Source organism: Pseudomonas sp. 1D4 (assembly GCF_001728925.1).
In the GTDB taxonomy this organism is placed as follows: Bacteria; Pseudomonadota; Gammaproteobacteria; order Pseudomonadales; family Pseudomonadaceae; genus Metapseudomonas; species Metapseudomonas otitidis.
Genome location: NZ_LXJQ01000135.1, coordinates 1 through 587, shown reverse-complemented (window position 1 = coordinate 587; position 587 = coordinate 1). Strand labels below are relative to the sequence as shown.

Genomic DNA, 587 nt, shown 5'->3' with positions numbered 1-587 from the left:
CCACCCTTGTATCTCGACTACCGCCCCACCCCAGGGGCATAGTCCCCGACTGATCATCGGGGGAGGGATAGGAAGCCGTATCCACCCTTAGGCCGCGAGCCTGCAACGTAGATAGTGCTCCGCCCCTCCACACTCACTCGAACAGCCCGAACGGTATCCTGAGCCTCGAGCTCGCATTCACAAGGTTGGGCCGGGTGCAGTGATGATTGCGTCTGAACGGATCGAGAGGAGAAACCATGCCCAGCGTCATCGGCATCGACATCGCCAAACACACCTTTGACCTCGCCACCCGGCAGCCCAACGGTAACTACCGCACCAAGGCCAATCTGCCCAATAAGAAAGCGGATTTCACGGTTTTGCGGGACTGGCTGAACGAACACAGCGAACCCGGAGCCTGGGTCGTGATGGAGGCCACCGGCACCTACCATGAAGCCCTGGCCGAGTGGCTGCTTGGGCAAGGCTATCGGGTCTGTGTTCTCAACCCGGCGCAGATCGCCCACTACGCCCGCAGCCAGTTGCAGCGGGTGAAAACCGACAAGGTCGACGCCAAGCTGATCGCCGAATACGGCGAGCGCCACCAGGACGAG

1 protein-coding gene is annotated in these 587 nt (G+C 61.3%); it reads left to right on the top strand.

The window, feature by feature from the left end; all coding sequences use genetic code 11:
• Positions 1-236: 236 nt before the first annotated feature.
• Positions 237-587, top strand: a 351-nt coding sequence (locus A7D27_RS26900; RefSeq protein WP_139134217.1) for a transposase, incomplete at its 3' end; no start/stop codon positions are given.